Source organism: Microvirga sp. P4_A5, from assembly GCF_056402495.1.
In genome coordinates this window covers 73796-87818 of record NZ_JBFUHH010000003.1, presented here as the reverse complement: position 1 = coordinate 87818, position 14023 = coordinate 73796, and the positions used below count along the sequence as shown (strand labels likewise).

At 66.4% G+C, this 14023-nt stretch carries 14 protein-coding genes; 5 read left to right on the top strand and 9 right to left on the bottom strand.

Features of this window, described 5'->3' with window-relative positions:
* Positions 1 to 120 precede the first annotated feature (120 nt).
* Entirely contained in the window at positions 121 to 1752 is a 1632-nt protein-coding gene (locus tag AC1DVM_RS02370) for an HAL/PAL/TAL family ammonia-lyase (RefSeq protein WP_477251703.1), read from the top strand.
* A gap of 54 nt (positions 1753 to 1806) precedes the next feature.
* On the opposite strand, the gene AC1DVM_RS02365 is transcribed toward AC1DVM_RS02370, so the two are convergent.
* The gene (locus tag AC1DVM_RS02365) at positions 1807 to 2106 is read right to left on the bottom strand and encodes a hypothetical protein (protein WP_477251702.1); all 300 of its coding nucleotides are present in this window, start codon (positions 2104 to 2106) and stop codon (positions 1807 to 1809) included.
* Between the two features lie 85 nt (positions 2107 to 2191).
* Here AC1DVM_RS02365 and AC1DVM_RS02360 point away from each other — a divergent pair, with 85 nt between their 5' ends.
* Positions 2192 to 2713 carry a GNAT family N-acetyltransferase gene (locus AC1DVM_RS02360; RefSeq protein WP_477251701.1) on the top strand — a complete coding sequence of 174 codons (522 nt, stop codon included), beginning with the start codon at positions 2192 to 2194 and terminating at the stop codon, positions 2711 to 2713.
* On the opposite strand, the gene AC1DVM_RS02355 is transcribed toward AC1DVM_RS02360, so the two are convergent.
* The 8 genes from AC1DVM_RS02355 to AC1DVM_RS02320 form a co-directional block, all read right to left on the bottom strand.
* Positions 2710 to 3135: a GNAT family N-acetyltransferase gene (locus AC1DVM_RS02355; RefSeq protein WP_477251700.1), complete on the bottom strand. Its 426-nt coding sequence runs from the start codon at positions 3133 to 3135 to the stop codon at positions 2710 to 2712. The genes AC1DVM_RS02360 and AC1DVM_RS02355 overlap by 4 nt on opposite strands.
* The gene (locus tag AC1DVM_RS02350; protein WP_477251699.1) at positions 3132 to 4379 is read right to left on the bottom strand and encodes an allantoate amidohydrolase; all 1248 of its coding nucleotides are present in this window, start codon (positions 4377 to 4379) and stop codon (positions 3132 to 3134) included. The genes AC1DVM_RS02355 and AC1DVM_RS02350 overlap by 4 nt, the downstream gene beginning before the upstream one ends.
* A gap of 56 nt (positions 4380 to 4435) precedes the next feature.
* Positions 4436 to 5479: an NAD(P)/FAD-dependent oxidoreductase gene (locus AC1DVM_RS02345; RefSeq protein WP_477251697.1), complete on the bottom strand. Its 1044-nt coding sequence runs from the start codon at positions 5477 to 5479 to the stop codon at positions 4436 to 4438.
* Between the two features lie 85 nt (positions 5480 to 5564).
* Positions 5565 to 5879 carry a 2Fe-2S iron-sulfur cluster-binding protein gene (locus AC1DVM_RS02340; RefSeq protein WP_477251695.1) on the bottom strand — a complete coding sequence of 105 codons (315 nt, stop codon included), beginning with the start codon at positions 5877 to 5879 and terminating at the stop codon, positions 5565 to 5567.
* A 107-nt stretch (positions 5880 to 5986) separates the two neighbouring features.
* Entirely contained in the window at positions 5987 to 6697 is a 711-nt protein-coding gene (locus AC1DVM_RS02335; RefSeq protein ID WP_477251693.1) for an ABC transporter ATP-binding protein, read from the bottom strand.
* Positions 6694 to 7467: an ABC transporter ATP-binding protein gene (locus AC1DVM_RS02330; RefSeq protein ID WP_477251691.1), complete on the bottom strand. Its 774-nt coding sequence runs from the start codon at positions 7465 to 7467 to the stop codon at positions 6694 to 6696. The genes AC1DVM_RS02335 and AC1DVM_RS02330 overlap by 4 nt, the downstream gene beginning before the upstream one ends.
* Entirely contained in the window at positions 7464 to 9311 is a 1848-nt protein-coding gene (locus AC1DVM_RS02325; protein WP_477251689.1) for an ABC transporter permease, read from the bottom strand. Before AC1DVM_RS02325 ends, AC1DVM_RS02330 begins: the two co-directional genes overlap by 4 nt.
* 48 nt (positions 9312 to 9359) lie before the next feature.
* Positions 9360 to 10565 carry an ABC transporter substrate-binding protein gene (locus AC1DVM_RS02320; RefSeq protein ID WP_477251687.1) on the bottom strand — a complete coding sequence of 402 codons (1206 nt, stop codon included), beginning with the start codon at positions 10563 to 10565 and terminating at the stop codon, positions 9360 to 9362.
* A gap of 67 nt (positions 10566 to 10632) precedes the next feature.
* Here AC1DVM_RS02320 and AC1DVM_RS02315 point away from each other — a divergent pair, with 67 nt between their 5' ends.
* The 3 genes from AC1DVM_RS02315 to AC1DVM_RS02305 all read left to right on the top strand — a co-directional run bounded on the left by AC1DVM_RS02315 (position 10633) and on the right by AC1DVM_RS02305 (position 13930).
* Complete coding sequence (locus AC1DVM_RS02315) at positions 10633 to 11952, top strand: amidase (RefSeq protein ID WP_477251686.1); 1320 nt, start codon at positions 10633 to 10635, stop codon at positions 11950 to 11952.
* A 61-nt stretch (positions 11953 to 12013) separates the two neighbouring features.
* Positions 12014 to 12892 (top strand): SMP-30/gluconolactonase/LRE family protein, encoded by an 879-nt coding sequence (locus AC1DVM_RS02310; RefSeq protein ID WP_477251685.1) that lies wholly within the window; start codon positions 12014 to 12016, stop codon positions 12890 to 12892.
* A gap of 6 nt (positions 12893 to 12898) precedes the next feature.
* Positions 12899 to 13930 (top strand): aldose epimerase family protein, encoded by a 1032-nt coding sequence (locus AC1DVM_RS02305; RefSeq protein WP_477251683.1) that lies wholly within the window; start codon positions 12899 to 12901, stop codon positions 13928 to 13930.
* The last annotated feature ends 93 nt before the right edge of the window (positions 13931 to 14023 follow it).

Below are 14023 nucleotides of genomic sequence, written 5' to 3'. Positions count from 1 at the left end.
TCGAATCTATGCCTGTTGCTGATCCGGGACCAGACCACGGGGTCGGCCGTCCAAGGGCATGGTGGGTTGCGCAAGGTGCGCTGCGCCCTTATCCCTCGTTCAACGCGCGAGGAAATGGCGATGACGGTCAGGGTCGACGGGGCGAAACTCAAGATCAGGGATGTGGTGCGAGCCTCGCGGCCGAACACCAAGGGCCGTTTCGAGAAAGCGGTTCTGGATCCGCAGGCGCGGGAGCGGATTGCCGCCACGCGCACCTATATCGACCAAAACTGGATGCACGACGACGCGCCGCTGATGTATGCGTTCAACACCGGCGTGGGATTGTTCAAGGACCAGCGCGTGCTGATCGCCGACATGGCGGCCTACCAGCAAAAGACCGTCTACGCGCACGCCACCGGGATCGGCGAGCCGTTCTCCGAGGATGTGACGCGCGCCATGATGCTGCTGCGCGCCAACGCCTTCGCGTCGAATTATTCCGGACCCCGGGTCGAATTGGTGGAGCGTCTCATCGCGTTTCTCAATGCGGGCCTGCACCCGGTCATTCCGCAGAAGGGTTCGGTCGGCGCCTCGGGCGATCTCGCTCCGCTCGCCCATATGGCGGGCGCGGTCTGCGGGTTTCATGAGGCCGAGATGATCTACCGGGGCCGGCGCATGCCCGCCCGCGACGCCATCGCGAAGGCCGGCTTCGAACCCGATTTCGACCTCGGCGCCAAGGACGCGTCGGCGCTCATCAACGGCTCGACGGCGTCGCTGGCGCTCGGGGCGCTGGCGACGAGCGATGCGCGGCGGCTTTTGAAGCACGCCGACATCGCCATGTGCCTGTCGCTCGAGGCGATGCGCGGGGAACTCGCGGCCTTCGATCCGCGCCTGCAGCGGGCGCGTCCGCATCCGGGCCAGCTTCGGGTTGCCCGCAACCTCCTGCGCATTCTGGAGGGATCTAAGCGCTGTTCGCAGGCCGCCCGCGACGTGGTGTTTCCCGATGAGGCGCGAAAGCCCGGCACGCCCGCTCCGCCCCGCGTGCAGGACGTGTATTCCCTGCGCTGCACGCCGCAGGTTCACGGACCGGCCGTGGAGGCTGTCGAATATGTGGAGCGCATCGTCGGCACGGAGATGAATTCGGCCACCGACAACCCGCTGATCTTCGACGACGGAAGAGGCGGCTACGAGTCGATCTCGGGCGGGCATTTCCACGGACAGTACGTGGCCCAGGCGATGGACGTGCTTGCCATCGCGCTGGCGGACCTCTCCTCCATCTCGGAGCGCCGTCTCGCCCGCCTCATCGACCCCACCATGTCGTATGGCCTGCCGCGCAACCTCTTGGCCGGCAAGCGCGGGCTCAATACCGGCTTTGCGACCGTGCAATGCTCCATGTCGGCGCTGGTCATGGAAAATCGCGGCCTGTCAATGCCTGGCTCGGTCGATTCCGTTCCCGGCAAGTCCAACGCCGAAGACCACGTGTCGAATTCGACATGGTGCGGCCGTAAGGCGCGCACCATCGTGGAAAATGCCGAGCAGGTGGTGGCCGTCGAATTGCTGATGGCCGCGCAGGCGCTCTCCCTCGTCGCGCCCGTGGCGAAGGATTATCCGCTGGGCAAGGGTTCGCGCGCCGCCATGGAGGCGATCCGGGACGTCATCGAGCCCGCGCTCGAGGGCGATCGCTGGTACGCCACCGAGATGGGTCAGGCGCTCGCTCTCGTGCGATCCGGCGCGGTGGTCGAGGCAGTCGAGAGCGCCGTCGGCGCGCTCGAATAGAATACGCGAAGGGCCCGGTCATGCCGGGCCCTTTTGAGTGTCGATGCGAAGCGGTTACCAGCGGCGGCCGCAACGCTGCACGTTGCGCACCACCACGCTGCCATTGGGGCGATAGACCCGCTCCCGGACCCAGCGGCAATGCGGACGGGCCCGGACGCCGCAATTGCGCACGGTGCGGTAGATGACGCGGCCGTTGGGGCGTACGGTCCGGACACGACGGGTGACGCAGGCGACGTCCTCGATGGAAGATGGGGCCTCAAGCTGCGTCGGATTGAATCGGGCCTGCGCCTCGGGCGCGGAGAAGAAGCCGATTCCGAGAGCAAAAGCAAAAGCCGGCATGATGATGGCGCGCATAAATCACAACCCTTCGACAATGATCCTAAAGACGGACGATAACCACGAATGACCGCCGGGGTTCCGGCACCGGGAGACCATCGCCATGTCGCAGCGCGTTACGATTAACGAAGTGTCACCGGACGACCGGCTCGATCTCGTGGCGGCCAACCTCGCCAGTATCGAACTGCACGAGCCGTGGGTTTCGCCCTTCCGCGACGACGCGGCTTTTCTCGCCTATCTGGCTCGCCATGCGGATGGCCGCTCGGAAGGGTTCGTGGCGCGGGAGTGGGAGACCGGGCGCGTGATCGGGGTGATCAACTTAAGCGAGATCGTGCGGGGATCGTTCCAGAACGCCTATATGGGCTATTACGGCGTCGCCGGGGCCCTGGGTCGCGGCCTGATGACCGAGGCCGTGGGCCTCGTGCTCGACCGCGCGTTCGGACGGCTCGGTCTGCATCGGGTGGAGGCGAATATCCAGCCGGCGAACATGCGCTCCATCGCCCTCGCGCGCCGCCTCGGATTTCGGCGCGAAGGCCTGTCACGCGCCTATCTGCTTGTCGCGGGCGAATGGCGCGATCACGAGCGTTGGGCGATCTTGAGCGACGAGTGGAACGAACGCGCCTAGAGAGACTTGCGCAGGAACGTGCGTGAATTCCCGTGGGGGAAATTCTCCAATTCACCGAACACCGCGAAGCCGAGCCGCTCATAGAGCGAGCGGGCACGGGGATTGAGCGTTTCGAGCCAGGCGGAATGGCACTTGCGCCGCAGGGCCTCTCCTTCCGCGACGGCGATGAGACGGCTGGCGATTTGGCGGCCGCGCAATGTCTCGGGCACGAAGATCAGCTCGATGGTCAACCACCCCATGCCGGTGCGGCCCCACAGGCCGCCGATCGCCGAACCGTCGGCCGGATCGCGGATCGCGACTGCGAGAGGCTCGATCTCGTGACCGGGTGCGACCGTGGTGAAATTGAAATCGCGCAGACCGTCGAGGATGACGGCGCGCAGGTGATCGTCCGGATCAGGCACGAGGGCGATGTGAGGATTCATGCGACGAGCGTCTTGACCGCTTGCARCAGCACGCGCGCCGCCACATCGGCATCCTCGACGGTGATCGATTCCGCCGGGTTGTGGCTGACGCCGCCCTTGCAGCGGACGAACAGCATCGCCGATGGACAGAGATGCGCCATCGCGACCGCATCGTGACCCGCGCCGGATGCGACGCGCATGGGTTCGCGACCGAGCGACGCGAAGGTGTCTTCGAAGACGCGCATGAGCCGCGCATCCATGGGCGTGGCGGGAGAATCCATGAAGGGCTCGAGAGACAGTTCCACGCCGCGCTTCTGCGCGATGGCTTCACACTCGGCCACGATGTCCGCCACCATGGTGCGACGCACCGCATCGTCGGGCGCGCGTGCATCGAGGGTGAAATCCACCCGCGCGGGAATCACGTTGATGGCGCCGGGCTGCACCTGCGCGACGCCGACGGTGGCGACCGTGTCGAGGCGGATGGCGCCCGTGCGCTCGATGGCCACCACCATCTCGGCGGTGGCGGCGAGCGCGTCGCGGCGCATCGTCATCGGCACGGTGCCCGCATGGCCGGCCTCGCCCGTCACGACGGCGCGGGCACGCGTGATTCCGTTGATGGCCGACACGATTCCGACCGCGTGGCCAGCGGCTTCGAGCTGCGGACCTTGCTCGATATGAACTTCGAGATAGCCGCGATAGCGTGCGGCATCGCGCTTGACCGTGGCGATGCCCGCCGGGTCGCCGCCGAAGGCCAGAAGCGCATCGCGCAAGGTGACGCCTTCCTGGTCGGTCCCATCGAGCCATGTGGGATCGTAACGGCCCGACAGCGCCTGCGAGGTCGAGAGGTTGGTGGGAAAGCGCGCATTCTCCTCGTCGCCGAACGCCACGATCTCGATCGGGCATGACGGCGCGACGCCCTGCCGCCTCAGCGCCTCGGCGACGACGATGCCGAGCACCACCCCGAGCGTACCGTCATAGCGGCCAGCATCCACCACCGTGTCGATATGCGACCCGATGAGCAGCGCCGGCGCGTCCGGATTCGTACCCTCGAGGCGTCCGACGACCGAGCCGAGCGGATCGATGTGACTCGCGAGCCCGGCATCGCGCATGAAGCCGAGCGTCGCCTCGGCGGCCCTGCGATGCGCCTGCGAGAGATAGAGCCGCGTCAGCCGCGTGGGCTCGTCGCTGTGCTGCGCGAGCGCGTCCAGAAGCACCATGGCGCGGCGGCCCAGGGCGAGGTCGGCGGAGGAAGATTCTTGCGTCATGGCCGGACAGTTTCAGGAACCCGCGCGCTTCGCAAGGGGGCGCGGCGCGGACCCGATCAGGCGACGACGCCGAGCTTCTTCTGCAGGCTTGTGGAGGAGGTCGTGTACTGGAACAGGAGCTTCTTTTCCGGATACACGTAGCGATGCACCTTCTGCGCCGCCAGCGCGGCCTCGTGAAAGCCCGAGAGGATAAGCTTCAGCTTGCCCGGATAGGTGTTGATATCGCCGATGGCGAAGATGCCCGGCACGTTGCTTTCGAACTTTTCCGTATCGACGGGGATCAGGTTCTCATGAAGGTTGAGGCCCCAATCGGCGATGGGCCCGAGCTTCATGGTGAGGCCGAAGAACGGCAGCACCACGTTGCAATCCACATCGACGACCGAACCGTCGTCCTTCTTGATCGACACGCCATCGAGAACCGGCGCCTTGCCCTTGAGGTGGATGATCTGTCCGAGATGAAGATCCATGTCGCCGGAGGCCACCAGCGCGCGCATCTTTTCCACCGTGTGGGGCGCGGCGCGGAAGGCATCGCGCCGGTGCAGCAGCGTCAGGCGCTTGGCGATGGGTTGCAGGTTGACGGTCCAGTCCAGAGCCGAATCGCCGCCGCCGACGATGAGCACGCGCTTGTTGCGGAACATCTGCATGTGGCGCACCGCGTAGAAGACGCCGGTCCCCTCATAGGCCTCGATGTTCTCGATCGGCGGCTTCTTGGGCTGGAACGAACCGCCGCCGGCCGCGATGATGAGGGCCTTGCACACGAAGGTGGTGCCGTTCTCCGCGGTCTTGACGCGAAAGAGCGGCGCCTCGGGCGTCCCGATCGGCTCGACGCTCTCAACCATTTCGTTGAAGTGGAAGGTCGGATGGAACGGTTCGATCTGCGCCAGCAGGTTGTCCACGAGACCCTGACCGGTCACCATGGGAAAGCCCGGAATGTCGTAGATCGGCTTCTCGGGATAGAGCTCGGCGCATTGCCCGCCGACCTTCGGCAGGATGTCGATGAGATGGCATTTGATGTCGAGGAGCCCGAGTTCGAAGACGGCAAACAGGCCTACGGGCCCCGCGCCGATCACGACGACGTCGGTTTCGATATTGTCGGTCATTTGAACAGGCTCCTTCGAGAGGCCCTCCGAAAAGCACGGAGTTCCGCTTTTGGCAATGATTCAGGTGTGGTTTCGAGGCCCTGGTTCAGGTTCCGACGGGTGCCAGCGTGACTTCGAGGCCGTCGAGTTCCGGCGTCCAGAGTATCTGGCAGGACAGGCGGGAGGTCGGCCGGGTGACGACGGTGTCGAGCTGGTCCTCTTCCTCTTCGGTCGGCGGATGAAGCCGGCCCATCCACTCCTCGCTGACGAAGACGTGGCAGGTGGCGCATTCGCAGGCGCCGCCGCAGAGGCCCTCCAGGGGCAGGCCCCAATCCCGGATGATCTCCATCACGCGCCAGCCCTCGATGCATTCGAGGGTGTGGCGCTGGCCTTCGCGGTCGATCACATGGATGACGCCCATGAAACGGGAATTCCCTAAGCACAACAAGGTTCTGGAGATGGCGCAGGTGGCCGCGGACGGGCTGGATATCGGGCTTTCGGGCCTCTCCGTCAATGGCGGAGGGCTCGTCAGACGCCGAGCGTCTCCGCGCGGAGTGCCTCGTCGGCGAGAAAATCCGCCATCGACCCGGTGAACCGGATGCTGCCCCGCTCGATGACGCAGGCCCGGTCGGCGATGGCGGCCGCGAAGGCCCAGTTCTGCTCGGAGAGGAGAACCGCCACACCCTCCTGCTTCATGGCCCGGATCGCCACCGCCATGGTCTGGACGATGACCGGCGCGATGCCCTCGGAGGGCTCGTCGAGGAGAATGGCGTCGGGATTGCCCATGAGGGTGCGGGCGATGGCGAGCATCTGCTGCTCGCCCCCCGACATCTGCCCGCCGCGCCGCCCGCGCATCTCGGCCAGATTGGGGAACAGCGCGAACAGGCGCTCCCGCGTCCAGGGTGAGCGCCCGGCCCGCGCCGCCTGGCGACCGACCTCGAGGTTTTCCTCGACCGTCAGGTCGGTGAAGATGCGCCGGTCCTCCGCCACGTAGCCGAGACCGAGGCGGGCGATCCGATAGGTTGGCTGGCCGGCGATCGACCGGCCCTTGAAGGCGAGACGATCCGCCCGTGCCGAGACGAGGCCCATGATGGCCTTCAGCGTCGTGGTCTTGCCCGCGCCGTTGCGCCCGATCAGCGCCACGACTTCGCCCGCCCGAAGCTCGAGCGCGACATCGAACAGCACCTGCGCGCGCCCATAGCTCGCCGTGAGACCCCGAACGTCGAGAAGCGGGCTCATGGGGTGCCCGCCATGGGCGCGACGCCCGTCGGCGCGTCGCCGAGATAAGCCCGCCGCACCTCGGCGTTCGCGCGGATTTCATCGGGACTGCCCGCCGCGATGACCTCGCCACGCAGCAGGACGAGGATTCGGGAGGCGTGGCCGAACACCACATCCATGTCGTGCTCGGTGAACAGCACGCCGATCCGGCGCGTGCGAGCGATGTCCTGCGTGAGTTCCATCAGGGCCGCCCGCTCGCGCAGGGCCATCCCGGCCGTCGGCTCGTCCATCAGCAAAAGCCTCGGGTCGCCCGCCAGCGCGACCGCGAGCTCGACCCGCTTCACATCCCCGTAGGCGAGCTCCGAACAGGGCCGGTCGGCCGCAGCCGCCATGCCCACCTGATCGAGAAGCGCCATCGCCAGTTCACGGTGCCGCTCCCGTGCGGGGTGCCACACCGACAGGATTTCGCCGCGATGGCTGATCAGCGCCATCTGGACGTTCTCGCAGACCGTCATGGAATGAAACGCCTGGGCGACCTGAAAAGTACGGCCGATGCCCCGGCGAAACCGCTCCTGCGCGGAGGCGAGGGAGATAACCTTGCCCTCGAACAGGACGACGCCGCGATCCGGCCGGAGCTGCCCGCCGATCATGTTGAAGATGGTGGATTTGCCGGCGCCGTTGGGGCCGATCAGCGCAACCATCTCGCCGCTCTCCACGGAAAAGCCGACCTCGCGCGCCGCGACGACGCCGCCGAAGGATTTGCTCAGCCGTTCCACCGACAGCAGGCTCATGCGCGGTCCTCGCGCCATTGCCGGATCGTCCCCACGAGACCGCGCGGGAAGACCAGCACCATGCCGATGATCGCAAGGCCGAGACCCAGCCGCCACAGGGACGTGAGGGGCATGAGCTGGTCGCGCAGGACATGCAGCACGGCGGAGCCCACGAGTGGGCCCGCGATGGTCTGAATGCCGCCGAGCAGCAGCATGGTGAGCGCATCCACCGAAGTCGGGATGCCGAGCAGGCTCGGGTCCACAGAACCCCGCGAGAACGCGTAGAGGCTGCCGGCGATTCCCGCCGAGGCCCCGGCGATCACGAAGGCGAGCCAGCGCTGGCGGCGGATCGCGATGCCGATCGCCTCCGCGCGGGGCTCCGAGTCCCGGGCCGCCCGCAGCGAATAGCCGAAGGGCGATTCGAACACCTGTTTGAGGCACAGGACCACGATGGCGGTCAGCGCCAGCGTCAGCAGGTAATAGGCGCTTCGACCGGAAACCCACGCCGACGGCCAGACGCCCACGATGCCGTTGTCGCCTCCCGTGACGGCCACCCACTGGAACGCCACCGCGTAGAGAATCTGCGCCGCCGCCAGCGTCATCATGGCGAGATAGATGCCCGACAGGCGCACCACGAAGGCGCCGATCAGCGCCGCGCCGAGACCGGCGAGAATAAGCCCCGCCGGAATGGCGGCTTCCATGGGAGCGCCGAGCCAGCGCACCGCCAGGGCGGAGCCGTAGGCGCCGAGGCCGAAGAACGCCGCATGGCCGAAGCTCACGAGACCGCCGATTCCGATGAGGAGTTGAAGACTGAAGGCGAATAGCGCGAAGATCAGAATTTCGGTGGCGACTTTGAGCAGATAGGCATCGCCGAACAGCGGCAGGCAGGCCAGGAGCGCGAGCCCGCCCACTGCCAACAGGTTTGCGCCGCGCATCGGACTGCGGCTGGCGATGCCGACCGCGTGCGTGCCGCCGATGATCTCGGGGCGCCCGAAGAACCCGTAAGGCCTGACGGCGAGCACCACGGCCATCAGCAGGAAAACCACCACCAGCGTGCTTTTCGGGAAGACCAGAATGCCGAAGGCCTGCAATTGCCCGATGATCAAGGCCGCCAGAAACGCACCCGGTACGCTGCCCATGCCGCCCACCACCGTGACGACGAAGCATTCGGCGATGATCGAGAGATCCATGCCCGTATTGGCGGCGACGCGCGGGATCTGCAGAGCGCCGCCGAGACCGGCGAGGAACGCGCCGACGAACAGCGTGCCGGTGAAGAGCAGCGCCTGGTTGACGCCAAGCGCCGCCACCATGTCGCGATCCTGCGTGGCGGCGCGGATGAGGATCCCGAAGCGGGTCTTGCGCAGCAGCAACCACACGAGCCCGAGCACCACGGGTCCGGCGGCGATCAGCACCAGTTCGTAGGACGGAAACCGCCGTCCGAGAATCTCCACCGGGGCGCGCAGGCCCGGCGCGCGGGGTCCGAGAATGTCCTGCGGGCCGAAAACCTGCACGACGAGATCCTGAAGCACCAGCACCACGCCGAAAGTCGCCAGAAGCTGGAACAATTCCGGCGCGCCGTAGATGCGCCGGAGCAGCAGCACCTCGATGAGGATTCCGATCACGCCGACGATGAGCGCCGAGAGCAGGATGCCGACCCAGAACGAGACCGGCCCGAACCATATTTCGAGCAGCCACGGCACCAGGGTCGCAGCCGTGAACGCCCCCACCATGTAGAGCGATCCATGGGCGAAATTGACGATCCGCGTGACGCCGAAGACCAGCGTCAGGCCGCAGGCGGTGATGAACAGCGAGGAAGCGCTGGCGAGCCCGTTCAGCGCCTGAACCGCCACGAAGGACAGATCCATCCGCGCCTACCCGCCGATCTGGAGAACGCGACGCGCGGCGCTCAATTCTCAGTCCTTTCGGACGGCCTTCACCTGGGCCTCCGACGGCATGTAGGCGGTGCCGTCATGATACTTCCAGTCGGACATGCCGCCGGACGCGCCCTTGAGCACCAGCTTGCCGACCCACGCGCCCATGCTGGACTGGTTATCGATCCCCCGCATGGTGACGGGTCCCGCGACGGTATCGAACTTCGCGTCTTCCAGGGCCTTGATGATGGCCTCGGTCTCGGTCGAACCGGCGCGCTCGATGGTGTCGCGGATCATGTAGAGGACCATGTAACCGAGCAGCGAGCCGAGCCGCGGCGTCTCGTTGTATTTCGCCCGGTACGCGTCGACGAAGGCCTTGTGCTTCGGCTCGGTGATCTCGTCCCACGGATAGCCCGTGACGGTCCAGCCCGCCGGAACCTCGTCCTTCAGCGGCAGAAGCCATTCGGGCTCGCCCGTCAGGAGCGACAGGACGCTCTTGCCCTCGAACAGCCCGCGCGTGTTGCCTTCGCGGACGAACTGCGTGAGGTCCGGGCCGAAGGTGACGTTGAAGATGCCGTCGGGCTTGGCCTGTTCGAGCGCCGAGACGGTGGCGCCCGCCTCGATCTTGCCGAGGGCCGGATATTGCTCGGCGACGATCTCGGCCCCGGGCACACGCTCCTTGATGAGGCGCTTGAACACCTCGGCGGCGGATTGGCCGTATTCGTAATTGGGCGCCACGATTGCCCAGCGCTTCGCACCGGAGGCCTTGGCCTGCTCGACCAGCATGCCGACCTGCATGAAATTGTTGGGGCGGATGCGGTAGGTGTAGCGGTTGCCCTGCGCCATCGTGACGGCGTCGCTCAAGGGTTCGGCCGCGATGTAGACGATCTTCTTCTGATTGGCGTAATCCGCCATGGCGACGCCGACATTCGACAGGAACGAGCCGAAGAGGAGCGACACGCCTTCGCGGGTGACCAGTTCGTCGGCGACGCGGGTGGCGTCACCGGTGGTCGAGCCGTCATCGCGGGACACGATTTCGATCTTGCGGCCGAGAACCCCGCCCTTGGCGTTGATCTCCTCGAGGGCGAGCCGCCACCCATCGCGGTAGGGCGCCGTGAAGGCCGCCCATTTGGCATAGGAGTTCAGTTCCCCGATCTTGATCGGCGCCGGCTGCGCCTGGGCGCCGGCGGCCCCGAGCGCGAACGCCAATCCAACGGCCAGCGAACGGATCATCGACGTCTTTGCCATCTCGAAATCCCTGCATTCGATCGGTTAGCGTGGGTGTAGGGCTAATCGCGCCGGGAAGAAAGCCCGAATGATCGGCAGGAAGGATTTCAACGCCGTGGCGCGATCCGGCCTTGCCTGTCGGGGAATCCCGACCACAATGCGCGCAACGCTTTCGCGGGCCCGCCCGCTCCATTCCACGGTGATATCCTTCATGCTGCTCGATCACGATCCCGCTCGCGCTTTCATGCCCTACCCCCCGGCCGCCGTGGCGAACGCGGCCGAGGGGCCGCTGGCGGGTCTGACCTTCGCCGCCAAGGATCTGTTCGACGTCGCGGGCTACCCCACCAGCGCCGGCTCGCCGCAGATGCTCGCCATGTCGGGGATCAAGACCCGGACGGCCCCCATCGTGCAGCGCCTGCTCGATTGCGGCGCCCGCTTCGTCGGCAAAACCATCACGGACGAACTCGCCTTCTCGATGTCGGGCAAGAACGCTCATTTCGGCACCCCCGTAAACGGCGGCGCGCCGGATCGCATACCCGGCGGCTCGTCCTGCGGGTCGGCTTCGGCAGTCTCCAACGATCTGTGCGATGTCGCTCTCGGCACCGATACGGGCGGCTCGGTCCGCGCGCCGGCGAGCCATTGCGGCCTGTTCGGCATCCGCCCCACCCATGGTCGGGTGAGCCTCGAGGGCTGCCATGACCTCGCGCCCTCCTTCGACACCTGCGGCTTTTTCGCCCGCGACGGCGAAACCTTCCTGCGGGTCGGCGAGGTGCTGCTCGGCGCCGACCGCGAGGCCCTGCCGGATCGTCCGCGGATGCTGCGCGCCAGAGATACGTTCGCGCTCCTCGACCGGCCCGTTCGCGACGCCCTCGCGCCGGCCATCCGCCTGATCGAAGCCTCCCTCGGAGCATCCTCCGACGTGGAGGCGGTCGGCGACGGCTATACGGCCCTCTATTGGGCCATGCGCTACATCCAGGGCTTTGAGGCCTGGAAGACCGACGGCCCGATGATCGAACTTTTGAAGCCCCCGATGGGCCCCGGCATCACCGACCGGTTCGAATTTTCGCGCGGCGTGACGGAGCGGCAGGTGAYGGAATCGCAAGCCATCCGCAGCGGCTTTCGCGAACGCCTCGCGACCTTGCTGGGGCGGGACGGCGTGCTCATCCTGCCGTCGATGCCGGATATCGCGCCGCTCCTGACGGAAAGCGACGATGCCCTGAACGATTACCGCAACAAGGCGCTGAACCTTCAGTGCCTCTCCGTGCTGTCGGGTTTCCCGCAGGTGTCGATCCCGCTGGCGACGCGGGAGAACGCGCCGCTCGGAATTTCGCTTCTCGGTCCCGCCGGATCGGATCTCAGCCTCGTCAGGCTGGCGGCCCGGGTAGCGGCGACATCATCGGCGGCCTGAACAAGCCGGCGCGTCAGGGCGTTACCGAGACGCCATCGCGTATGACAAAAGCGGGGATCAGATGACGCATCCTTCGGTTGATATGGAATCCCCCCGCGTCGCGGTCGCAAGCGCCTGCGTCCTTGGCGAAGGGCCGGTATGGGATCACCGCAACGACACGCTTCTCTGGGTCGACATCAAGGACCCGGCAATCTGGCGCTATCATCCGGCAACGGGCAAACATTCGCGCATGAGGGCGCCCGAGCGGGTCGGCTTCGTGGCGCTGACCCCGGACCCCGACATCGTGATCGCCGGGTTCAAGACCGGTCTCGTGCGGTTCAACCTGTGGGGCGGCGAGATCCAGCCGCTGGTCTCGCCCGAACCCGATAAGCCCCGCAACCGCATCAATGACGGTCATGTGGGGCCGGACGGCCACGTGTATTTCGGCACCATGGACGACGACGAGACCGACCCCACGGGGGCCTTCTGGCGCTGGGACGGCAAGGAGCTGCTGCGTTTCCGCGACGGCATCGTCATCACAAACGGCCCGGCTTTCAGCCCCGACGGCCGCACGATCTACACCATCGATACCCTCAAGCGGACGATCCATGCGCAGAACATGGGCCATAGCGGGCCGGGAGAGACGCGGCTCTTCGTCGAATTCGACCAGGCGTGCGGCAATCCCGACGGTCTCTGCGTCGACGCCGAAGGACATCTGTGGGTGTGCCATTGGGGCGGCTCGCGCATCACGCGCCTTGCGCCGGACGGGAAGGTCGAGCGGATCGTGCCGATCCACACCGCCCAGGTCACCAAATGCGCGTTCGGCGGCCCCGAGCTGACGACGCTTTACGTGACCACCGCCGCCATCGGGCGCGACCCCCATATCGATCCCATGGCGGGCCATCTCTACTCGTCGGAATGCGGCATTCGCGGATTGCGATCCAACATCTTTCAAGGATAGGCCGAGATGATCGCGCCCTTCGGCTCGTTCGACGGGGTCGACATATCCGAGGTCACGCTGGCGCTTCCGGACGGAACCGAGATGCGCGTCCTGACCTGGGGCGCGGTCATCCGCGATCTCGTCGTGCCCTCGTCGACAGGCCCGCGGCCGGTCGTGCTCGGCCTCGAGACGATCGACGATTACGCGGCTCATTCGCCCTATTTCGGCGCCGTGGTGGGGCGCTATGCCAACCGCATCGGCCGCGCTCGCTTCGTCCTCGACGGGGTGACCTATCTGCTCGCCGCGAACGAGGGCCGGAACCAGCTCCATGGCGGACCGCACGGCTTCGGCACGCGCCCCTGGACCATCATCGACCTGTCGCCCACGAGCGTCACGCTCGCGCTCGTGTCGGCGGAGGGCGACATGGGCTACCCGGGCAGGCTGCTGGCCACTTGCGCCTATACGCTTCTCGAACCCTCGACCGTGCGAATCGACCTCGAGGCCACGGCCGATCGGCGCACCCCCGTGAACCTCACCAATCACGCCTATTTCAACCTCGACGGCTCTCCCGATATCGGCACGCACCAACTCATGATCGCGTCCGATTTCATCACGCCCACGCTCCCCGACCTCATTCCCACCGGGGCGATCAAGAGCGTGGCCGACACCGCCTACGATTTCAGGACCCTGCGACCTGTCGGCGCACCGCAATTACTGCAGGGCCGCACCTCCTACGACGTGAACTACGTGCTGCGAGCGACCGGGGAATTGTCCCATGCGGCAACGCTCACATCGTTGCGAAACGGTCTTGCGATGGAGTTATGGACGACGGAGCCGGGCCTGCAATTCTACGACGGCCACATGATCGACATCCCGGTGCCGGGGCTGCGGGGCGCCCATTACGGCGCCCATGCAGGATTGTGCCTCGAACCGCAGCGCTTTCCCGACGGCCCCAATAAGGCCCACTTTCCCTCCACAATCCTGGAACCGGGAACGATCTCCCGGCAAAGCACCGAATATCGATTCGGGTCTGGAACGGGAATGCTGCGGGGCCGTTAACCATCGCGTCGGTCGCGGGAAAGTGAAGAGGATGCCGGTCTTGGATGCGAGGGCACTTGAGCGAGATCCGGACGGGATGGCGTTTCTGCTGAC

What these genes read in the sequence shown, in the direction of transcription:
- AC1DVM_RS02370 (WP_477251703.1), top strand. Translation starts at nt 121, where the DNA reads ATGACGGTCAGGGTCGACGGGGCGAAACTCAAGATCAGGGATGTGGTG.
- AC1DVM_RS02365 (WP_477251702.1), bottom strand. Translation starts at nt 2,106, where the DNA reads ATGCGCGCCATCATCATGCCGGCTTTTGCTTTTGCTCTCGGAATCGGC.
- AC1DVM_RS02360 (WP_477251701.1), top strand. Translation starts at nt 2,192, where the DNA reads ATGTCGCAGCGCGTTACGATTAACGAAGTGTCACCGGACGACCGGCTC.
- AC1DVM_RS02355 (WP_477251700.1), bottom strand. Translation starts at nt 3,135, where the DNA reads ATGAATCCTCACATCGCCCTCGTGCCTGATCCGGACGATCACCTGCGC.
- AC1DVM_RS02345 (WP_477251697.1), bottom strand. Translation starts at nt 5,479, where the DNA reads ATGACCGACAATATCGAAACCGACGTCGTCGTGATCGGCGCGGGGCCC.
- AC1DVM_RS02340 (WP_477251695.1), bottom strand. Translation starts at nt 5,879, where the DNA reads ATGGGCGTCATCCATGTGATCGACCGCGAAGGCCAGCGCCACACCCTC.
- AC1DVM_RS02335 (WP_477251693.1), bottom strand. Translation starts at nt 6,697, where the DNA reads ATGAGCCCGCTTCTCGACGTTCGGGGTCTCACGGCGAGCTATGGGCGC.
- AC1DVM_RS02330 (WP_477251691.1), bottom strand. Translation starts at nt 7,467, where the DNA reads ATGAGCCTGCTGTCGGTGGAACGGCTGAGCAAATCCTTCGGCGGCGTC.
- AC1DVM_RS02325 (WP_477251689.1), bottom strand. Translation starts at nt 9,311, where the DNA reads ATGGATCTGTCCTTCGTGGCGGTTCAGGCGCTGAACGGGCTCGCCAGC.
- AC1DVM_RS02320 (WP_477251687.1), bottom strand. Translation starts at nt 10,565, where the DNA reads ATGGCAAAGACGTCGATGATCCGTTCGCTGGCCGTTGGATTGGCGTTC.
- AC1DVM_RS02310 (WP_477251685.1), top strand. Translation starts at nt 12,014, where the DNA reads ATGACGCATCCTTCGGTTGATATGGAATCCCCCCGCGTCGCGGTCGCA.
- AC1DVM_RS02305 (WP_477251683.1), top strand. Translation starts at nt 12,899, where the DNA reads ATGATCGCGCCCTTCGGCTCGTTCGACGGGGTCGACATATCCGAGGTC.